General features: G+C 68.3%; 10 protein-coding genes and 2 tRNA genes. 10 read left to right on the top strand and 2 right to left on the bottom strand.

What is annotated here, in order from left to right:
- The 5 genes from ACOJTB_RS07000 to ACOJTB_RS06980 form a co-directional block, all read left to right on the top strand.
- On the top strand, positions 1-972 hold a 972-nt coding region (locus tag ACOJTB_RS07000; protein WP_420101806.1), incomplete at its 5' end, for an amino acid--tRNA ligase-related protein.
- A 5-nt stretch (positions 973-977) separates the two neighbouring features.
- Positions 978-1,349: a hypothetical protein gene (locus ACOJTB_RS06995; RefSeq protein WP_420101805.1), complete on the top strand. Its 372-nt coding sequence runs from the start codon at positions 978-980 to the stop codon at positions 1,347-1,349.
- A 17-nt stretch (positions 1,350-1,366) separates the two neighbouring features.
- Positions 1,367-1,672 (top strand): hypothetical protein, encoded by a 306-nt coding sequence (locus ACOJTB_RS06990; RefSeq protein WP_420101804.1) that lies wholly within the window; start codon positions 1,367-1,369, stop codon positions 1,670-1,672.
- Between the two features lie 101 nt (positions 1,673-1,773).
- On the top strand, positions 1,774-2,667 hold the full coding sequence (locus ACOJTB_RS06985; protein WP_420101803.1) for a glycosyltransferase family 2 protein: 894 nt from the start codon (positions 1,774-1,776) through the stop codon (positions 2,665-2,667).
- Positions 2,664-3,716, top strand: a complete 1,053-nt coding sequence (locus tag ACOJTB_RS06980) for an acyltransferase family protein (protein WP_420101802.1) — start codon at positions 2,664-2,666, stop codon at positions 3,714-3,716. The genes ACOJTB_RS06985 and ACOJTB_RS06980 overlap by 4 nt, the downstream gene beginning before the upstream one ends.
- On the opposite strand, the gene ACOJTB_RS06975 is transcribed toward ACOJTB_RS06980, so the two are convergent.
- The gene (locus ACOJTB_RS06975; protein WP_420101801.1) at positions 3,688-4,401 is read right to left on the bottom strand and encodes a CatB-related O-acetyltransferase; all 714 of its coding nucleotides are present in this window, start codon (positions 4,399-4,401) and stop codon (positions 3,688-3,690) included. The genes ACOJTB_RS06980 and ACOJTB_RS06975 overlap by 29 nt on opposite strands.
- Positions 4,391-6,247: a hypothetical protein gene (locus ACOJTB_RS06970; RefSeq protein ID WP_420101800.1), complete on the bottom strand. Its 1,857-nt coding sequence runs from the start codon at positions 6,245-6,247 to the stop codon at positions 4,391-4,393. The genes ACOJTB_RS06975 and ACOJTB_RS06970 overlap by 11 nt, the downstream gene beginning before the upstream one ends.
- Before the next feature lie 299 nt (positions 6,248-6,546).
- Here ACOJTB_RS06970 and ACOJTB_RS06965 point away from each other — a divergent pair, with 299 nt between their 5' ends.
- The 5 genes from ACOJTB_RS06965 to ACOJTB_RS06945 all read left to right on the top strand — a co-directional run bounded on the left by ACOJTB_RS06965 (position 6,547) and on the right by ACOJTB_RS06945 (position 8,177).
- On the top strand, positions 6,547-7,026 hold the full coding sequence (locus ACOJTB_RS06965) for a DUF192 domain-containing protein (RefSeq protein ID WP_420101799.1): 480 nt from the start codon (positions 6,547-6,549) through the stop codon (positions 7,024-7,026).
- A gap of 65 nt (positions 7,027-7,091) precedes the next feature.
- Positions 7,092-7,550: a YqhA family protein gene (locus ACOJTB_RS06960; RefSeq protein WP_420101798.1), complete on the top strand. Its 459-nt coding sequence runs from the start codon at positions 7,092-7,094 to the stop codon at positions 7,548-7,550.
- A gap of 69 nt (positions 7,551-7,619) precedes the next feature.
- Positions 7,620-7,696, top strand: a tRNA-Pro gene (locus ACOJTB_RS06955).
- Positions 7,697-7,762: 66 nt separating this feature from the next.
- The gene (locus ACOJTB_RS06950; protein WP_420101797.1) at positions 7,763-8,068 is read left to right on the top strand and encodes an ETC complex I subunit; all 306 of its coding nucleotides are present in this window, start codon (positions 7,763-7,765) and stop codon (positions 8,066-8,068) included.
- A gap of 32 nt (positions 8,069-8,100) precedes the next feature.
- Positions 8,101-8,177: transfer RNA gene (locus ACOJTB_RS06945), tRNA-Arg, on the top strand.
- Positions 8,178-8,201 lie beyond the last annotated feature (24 nt).

Raw genomic sequence — 8,201 nt, 5'->3', positions numbered from 1 at the left:
GTGACCAAGAACTGGCCGCGCATTCCTTACGCCGAGGCGATGGCGAAGTACGGCTCCGACAAGCCGGATCTGCGCAACCCGCTGATCATGCAGGACGTTTCCGAGCCCTTCCGCGGCTCGGGCTTCAAGGTCTTCGCGCGCATCCTCGAGGGCGAGAAGAACCGCGTTTGGGCGATCCCCGCGCCCAAGGGCGGCAGCAGAGCCTTCTGCGACCGCATGAACAGCTGGGCACAGGGCGAGGGCCAGCCGGGCCTGGGCTATCTCATGGTCAAGGAGGATGGCGAGGGGCAGGGGCCGATCGCCAACAATATCGGGCCGGAGCGTGTCGCAGCGATCATCGCGCAGATGGGTCTCACGGGCGGCGATGCCTGCTTCTTCGTGGCGGGCGATCCGGACAAGTTCGTGAAGTTCGCCGGCGCGGCCCGCAACAAGGTCGGCCAGGAGCTCGGGCTGATCGACGAGAACGCCTATGCCTTCGCCTGGATCGTCGATTTCCCGATGTTCGAGTACAATGAGGACGAGAAGAAGGTCGATTTCTCGCACAATCCCTTCTCGATGCCGCAAGGCGGGCTGGAGGCGCTGACGACGCAGGACCCGCTCTCGCTCAAGGCCTTCCAGTACGACATCGCCTGCAACGGCTATGAGCTCGCCTCCGGCGGTATCCGCAACCACCGCCCGGAGGCGATGGTAAAGGCCTTCGAGATCGCCGGCTATGGCGAGGAGACTGTGATCGAGCGCTTCGGCGGCATGTATCGCGCCTTCCAGTATGGCGCGCCGCCGCATGGCGGCATGGCGGCGGGCGTCGACCGCATCATCATGCTGCTGGCGGGCGCGACCAATCTGCGCGAGGTCGCTCTGTTCCCGATGAACCAGCAGGCCGTCGACCTCCTGATGGGCGCGCCCGCCGAGGCTTCGCCGAAGCAGCTGCGCGAGGCGCATCTGCGCATCAACGCGCCCGATAAGAACGGCTGAGCGCCATGGCGGCTTCGACCATCGCGCGGGCTCTGCCGCTCGCCGGCCTCCTGCTCGGCGCCGTCGCCCTCGGCGGCTGCGTCTCCGCCGGCGACAGCGCGGGGCGCGCCTCCACGCTCGCCACGACGATCTCGCGGGCCAGCGCCTGCAAGGCCGGCGCGCCGCAGCGCACGACGCTGGACCGCTTCCTCGACTCCGAAAAGGCGCGCGGCGCGACGCCCGAGCAGCTGTCGGCCGCCCGCTCGGCCTATATCGGGGTTTCCGAGGCGGAGATGGTCAATCAGGGCGTCAGGCCGAGGCCCTGCACCGCCGAGGAGCGCGAGGCGCTGAAGCGCCGCATGGCGGAGATTCGGGCCGGGAATTTCGAGGCCCGCTGAGCGGTTGCGCCGGAACCATGGCTCGAAAGACGCTCCTGGCCGCCGGCGTTGCGGCACTCGGTCTCTCAGGCTGCACCCTGCAGATGGGCGGGCCCGTTCCCGGCACGGTCGAACACGCAGCCGCCACCGTGTCGCGCGCCTATGATTGCGGCCTGCGTGTCGATCGGGCCCGCGTGCTGGCGCGGCTCGACCGGCAGCAGCGCCAGGCCTTCCTTGCCGCCAATGCCGGTTATGCGGTGAAGTCCTACAAGGCGCCGCATTCCTGCGAGGAGGCCGAGCGCCAGCGCGTCGCGGGCGAGCTCAAGGCTTTGGCGCGCCGCTGAGCGTCCGCCGGCGGGAGAGGGCGGGCCGGCGGGCGTGCGCCTGACCCGCTGCGGTTCGAAATTCGCTTGCGTCGGACCCGGCGGATGGCCAGAAGGCGGCGATGATCGCCGACACCGTCACCGCCATCGTCGTGACCCACGACAGCGCCGAGGTCCTGCCCGCCTGTCTCGACGCGCTGGCAAGCGAGGGCGTCCGCATCATCGTCGTCGACAATGCGAGCACCGATGACAGCCGCGACATCGCGCAGGCCAAGGGTGCGCGGGTCATCGCCAATGTCCTGAACCAGGGATATGGCCGCGCCAACAACTGCGGCATCGCCGCTGCCGACACGCCCTTCGTCCTGATCGTCAATCCCGATCTCGAAATCGCGCCGGGCGCGGTGGGGGAGTTGCTGGCGGCGGCGCAGCGCTATCCGGAGGCCGGCATGCTGGCGCCGCGCATCGTCGAGCCCTCAGGCCGAATCTTTTTGCAGCCGCGCTCGCTGCTCTCGCCGCCGCATCTCAACCGCGCCGGGGCCATGGCGATTCCGGAGGGCGATGCGTGCCTGCCCTTCCTGTCCGGCGCCTGCCTGCTGGTGAAGCGGGAGGTGTTTCTCGCGCTGGGCGGCTTCGACCCGTCGATCTTCCTGTTCTACGAGGACGACGATCTGTGCCGCCGGATGCGCGATGCCGGCCACGGCCTGGTGCATGTCCATGCCGCGCAGGCGCGGCATGGACGCGGGCGTTCCTCGGCGCCGTCGGTGCTGCGGCGCTTCAGGGCGCGCTGGCATCTGGCCTGGTCGGAGCGCTACGTCGCGCGCAAATACGGGCTGCCCGAGCCGGGGCGGGCGGTGGTCTGGCTGAACATGGCCAAGGCGTTCGGCTACGGCCTGGCCTTCAAGCGCGAAAAAATGTTCGCCCATCTGGGGTCCGTCGCCGGGGCGCAGGCCTGGGCGCGCGGCGAGACGGCGCTGGCGCAGGAAGGCCTCGAAGACGCGGCGGAGACGGCGCCGTGATCGGCTCCGCTCCTCGCGTGGACCCGGCCCTGGCGAGCCCGCACAACAATTTCGGCTGGCTGCGGCTGGTCATGGCGCTGGCCGTCGTGGTCTCCCACGCCTTCTCGGTGACGGATGGGCGGGTCGAGCAGGAGCCCTGGTTCCAGACCACCGGCTTCACGCTCGGCGAGCATGCGGTGAACGGCTTCTTCGCCATCTCCGGCTTCCTCGTCACGATGAGCTTCCTGCGCCGCGGCTGGCGCGATTACCTGGTGGCGCGGCTGCTCCGGATCGCGCCAGGGCTCATCGCGGCGACGCTGCTGGTGGCGCTGGTGCTGGGCGCGGCGATGACGAGCCTCGACCTGCGCAGCTATCTCTCCGATGCACGGCTGTGGCGCTTCATCGGGAGCACGCTGACCAGCTTCAAGAGCGCGGCGGCCCTGCCGGGCGTTTTCGAGACCAACCCGTTGCAGTTCCCGATGGGAACCGTCTGGACGCTGAAATACGAGGTGCTGTGCTATCTCGGTGTGCTCGTGGCCGGCCTCGCCGGGCTGCTTCTGAGACCGCGGCTCGTCCTGCTCGTCGTGCTGGGGTTGGCGCTGGCGGTGGTCGCCCGCGAGATCCTCGCCCCGCAGGGGCCCAAGAGCGTCGAGACGGCCCTGCGCCTGCCGCTGATCTTCGCGGCCGGCGGCCTGATCTATCTCTATCGCGACAAGGTGCCGCTTTCGCTGCCGCTGCTGGGGCTGGCGCTGATCGCGCTGGTGCCGCTCTCTTTCACGCCGCTCTACAAGGCGGCGCTGTATCTGGTCACGGCCTGGGGCGTGCTCGTGCTCGCGCTGGCGCCGGCGCTGACGGGCCGAGCGAAGGAACCGGCGGCCGATCTCTCCTACGGGGTCTATCTCTATGGCTGGCCGATCCAGCAGGCTCTGCATGCGCTGATGCCGACCATGGCAGCGACCGTGCTGCTCGTGCCCTCGCTGCTGCTGTCGCTGGCTGTGGCCGCCCTGTCCTGGTTCCTCGTCGAGAAACCGGCGCTAGGGCTCAAGCGCCGGCTTCTCCGAGCTCGCTGACGGCGCCGACGAAATCCGCGATGCGTTCGCTGAGCAGCAGCGGCAGCAGCGCCTCGATTCTCTGCCGTGGGAGATTCCACCAGCCTGTGGCGAGCAGCGCCGCGACGGTCGCCTCGTCGAAGCGCATCTTCACGATCCGCGCCGGGTTGCCGGCGACCACCGCATAGGGCGGCACGTCCTTCGTAACCACGGCGCGGGCCGCCACGACAGCGCCATGGCCGATGCGGACGCCCGACATCACCATGGCCTGCGAACCCAGCCAGACATCGTGGCCGATCACGACATCGCCGCGCGTGGCGTCGAACCCGCCGATCCCGGCCGCCTGCGGCCAGAGCCGCGGCAGGGCCGGAAAGGGGTAGGTCGTCACCCAGTCGAGCCGATGGTTGCCCCCGAGCAGGATCTCGACGCCGTCGGCGATCGAGCCATAGCGGCCGATGACGAGGCCCGCCCCGCTTTCAGCGAAACGCACCTTCGGCCGGCCATAGGTGTAAGGGCCGATCACCATCTGGCCCGGCCGCCGCGCTACGAGATGCGCCAGATGGAGCCGGGTCTGATTGTCCCGGTTCAGCCGCTTGCGCAGCCAACCCCGGGGGACGGGCGGCAGGCCCGCCCACCAGCCCTGCAGGGCCGAGGGGCGCCAGTCGCGGTCGGTCTCCGCGGTGGCGTCCTGATCGTCACTGCGCATCGGCCTTGAGATCGATCTTGTCGAAGATCTCGGCCGGCTGGGTGATCGTCAGCACATCGGCGAGGCCGAGGCCGGTGGGGGCCTTGGCGCTGGCCTGGATCGTCAGCGTGCCGGGCTTGGCGACGAAGCGGGACACCGCATTGGCGAGCGTCTTTGCGCCTTCCGACGGGCCCAGAATGGCGGCGAGGCCCATGCTGGCCATCATCGCATATTGCTGGCGGATCTCCTCGACCTTGCGCTTGGACTTGCGCGCCTCGTTCTCGATCAGCTTTTCGACCAGGCCGAAATTCTGCAGCTTGATCTCGACCGTGCGGGCGGTGGCGCCGAGCGCCGCCACCTGCGCGAGGGCGAGATCGCTCGAGAACAGATCCTTGGTGACGTTGCCGAGCGTGGCGTTGGCGTCGATGCGCGCGAGCTTCTCCGCGCCGAAGGAGAGCGGCTTGATGCCGAGCTCGTTCCTGGCCGCGTCCCAGGCCAGATCGAGCTTGGCCGAAAGATCGAGCGCGGTGATCCCCATGGCGATGAGGTCCTTCACCGCGGGGTTGGCCTCGCTCTCGACCAGCGGCGAGACCAGCCGGTCGATGGTCAGGCCCAGGCTGGTCGGCACGCCGTTGAGCTGCTCGCCGCCGCGCAGCTCGAAGGTGCCGAGTGAGAGCTTGATGGGGTCCTTGCCGGGCATCATGGGGGGGGCGTCGACGGCCATCCCGCTCAGGCGCACGGTGCCGATCTTGGGAATGAACTGGCGGAAATCGAGGGTGTCGACATCCGTGTTCGACGAGGCCAGGACGGCGCGCAGCGCCTTGAAGCTCTCGGTGAAAGAGAAGCCGGAATAGCTGACGAGGTCGAAGCGGCCCCTCACCGGCCCGCTGGCGAATTGCAGGCCTTCCATCGCGAAGCCGGACTTGTCCGGCGCATCCTCGCCATAGGCCATGCGCGCGATCGTCATGTCCACCGGCGGCTCGGGCTGGCCCTTGGCCGGCTGGCCGGCAGCGGCGGGCTTGGGCGGCGGGACGATGCGCATGGCGATGTCGCGCACTTCGCCGCTGCCATATTGCACCGTGTCCAGCAGGCCGAGGGCCGAGAGAGCGAGGCGCTTCTGGGCCTCGTCCGCTGCATCCTTGGCGACCTTGTCGGCCGGCGCGGGTGTCTGGCTGTTCTTTTCGACGTCGGCCGAAGCCTTGCCGAGGCGTTCGATCACCTCCAGCATCGGCTCCGGCCCGACCCTGGCGGCGAAATTCCGGCCGCTCATCCGGCCGATCGACATGGTGCCGGCCTGGCCGAGATCGAGCGCATAGCCATCCTGCTCGAAGCGGGCGAAGAGCGGCAGGAACGGCTCCTCCTGACCCGGTGCGGCCTTCTCCATCAGGACGCGTGCGGTCTGCTTGAGGTCGAAGCCGTCGAAGGCGGTCCGCTTCAGGGTCCCTTTCATCGGGCCGGTGGGCGCGCCGGTCACGGTCAGCGCGCCGCCGGCCGATTCGCCATGCGCGATCCGGCCGTCGCGAATGTCGGTGAGGCGCAGGTCGCGATAGGTCGTGCTCTGCTTCTGCTCACCCAGGTCCTGGTCCAGAATCAGCTCCGGCGCGCTGATTTCGGCGGCTGTGAGCTTGGCGGCGCGGGCGGAGGCGGATTCGCCGTTGCCGGAGGCGAACAGAGCCAGGAAGGCGTCCTTCTCCAGATTCGAGCCCTTGACCGTCACCTTTGGAATGCGCAGCGTCATCCGGCCGAGATCGACACGGACATCGTCGATCTGGAAATCGGCGGCCGCGGCCGGAAGCGAAGCCCAGAGCAGGGCGACGAGGGCCGAGCCGGCGAGCGAGGATGATCGGCGCGAGAGCGCAGCGGTCATGGACATCTCCTGTTCTGTGCCGCGGGAACCTGCCGCAAGCGCGTGCGGAAAGAAAGCCTCGGCCACGGTCCTGGGTCGATTGCCTGCGAGATCGTGACGGAAATCTTGACCGTGCCATGACCGGAGCCGGCCTCTGCCGAAGATTCGCCATCGCGCGCTGCCAGGGCATCGTCCGCGCTGGCCGGATGCTGATCAGGTCGTCGCCCGGCGAGGGGCCAGCCCTTCCGGAAAGTGCATTTCCCTTTCCGGTGCGATGCTCTATCGCGCCGTCATCAGGCCTTGCCTCGGAGATTCCAGCGATGACCCTGCTTCGCGCCGCCGCTGTCGCGCTCGCCCTCGGGCTCATGGCTCTCGCTCCGGGCGGCGCCCGGGCCCAGGCCCAGCCCACGACGCAGGAAGCGCCGCTGGAGACGCTGACGATCGTCAGCGGCGGCACGCGCCACGCCTTTCAGGTCGAGGTGATGCGAACCCCCGACCAGCGCGCCAAGGGCCTGATGTTCCGCCGCTACATGCCGCCGGATCGCGGCATGCTCTTCGATTTCGGCGCAAGCGAGCCCGTCGCGATGTGGATGCAGAACACCTATATCCCGCTCGACATGCTGTTCATCCGCAAGGACGGCACGGTCGCCCGCATCGCGGAAAACGCCGAGCCGCTCTCGACCCGCACGATTCCCTCGGGCGAGCCGGTTCTGTCGGTGCTCGAGCTCAACGGCGGGGTCGCGCGCCAGCTCGGCATCAAACCGGGCGACAAGGTGGAGCACGCGCTGTTCAAGCGCTGAGCACGCGATTGGCGAAGGGGCCGTGCAGTCCCTATCATCGCCGAATCGACGGGTGGGGATGCGGCATGCGCGGGATCGATCTGGTGTTCAGGGGCGCGATCGCGCTCGCCGCCCTCGGCATGCTGGCCTGCGCCGGCATCCTCCTCGCGGAAGCGGCGGGCAACGTGCTCTCGTCCAGCCGCGCCTTGGTCGCTCACGAGGGCGGGCAATCGGTTTCGCTCATCATGAAATCGATCGACGAGTGCCTGTTCGGCATCATCCTGATCGTCATGGGCGCGAAAGTGCTGGTTTCCTTCGTCGTGCCCGAGCGCGCGGCTGGTTTCCCGCGCTGGATGCAGCCCAGCGACATCGCCGAGTTGAAAACCACGTTCTGCCAGGCGGTGCTGGTCTACCTCATCGTCGATTTCGCGACCGATATGGCGACGCTCGACACCAAGACCGATTTCGGCTTCCTCGCCCTACCGGGCTGCATCCTGCTCATCGCGCTCGCGCTCAGGCTGATGCCGCATTCCTCGGCGCATTGAAGCGCGCCGGCTTTCGCTTGCCGGGCAAGGGGCTGGCATGATAGCCAACCGCTGCGTTTCGGATGCCGTCGGGGTATAGCGCAGCCCGGTAGCGCATCTGCTTTGGGAGCAGAGGGTCCCAGGTTCGAATCCTGGTGCCCCGACCATTCGAAGCGCCCGGTGCGATCCGGGGTCCGGGTCGCGACGTTTTCTGGTGACGGCCGAGCGAACCCATGACCGCACGCATCTATCGCCCCGCCCGCACGGCCATGCAGTCCGGCACGGCCAAGACCGAGCGCTGGCTGCTCGAATACGAGCCCGAGAAGCCGCGCGAGATCGAGCCGCTGATGGGCTGGACCTCCTCCTCGGACATGAAGAGTCAGCTCAAGCTCTGGTTCGACAGCGAGGCCGACGCCGTCGCCTATGCCACCCGCAACGGCATTCCCTATCGCGTCGAGCAGCCGCATGATCCCAAGCGCCGTTCGATCTCCTATTCCGACAATTTCAAATACTCCCGCGTCGGCCAGTGGACGCACTGACGGCCGGCGAGACCCGAGACCTTACCCGTTTCGGGCCCGTAGCTCAGATGGATAGAGCAGCAGCCTTCTAAGCTGCTGGTCGCTGGTTCGAATCCAGCCGGGCTCGCCACTCTTCTTTTCCCACGCCTTGATC

The sequence above is a fragment of the Allobosea sp. genome, from assembly GCF_048595345.1.
In the GTDB taxonomy this organism is placed as follows: domain Bacteria; phylum Pseudomonadota; class Alphaproteobacteria; order Rhizobiales; family Beijerinckiaceae; genus Allobosea.
Note: the sequence above shows the minus strand (reverse complement) of the source record. Positions and strands in the feature narration are given on the sequence as shown.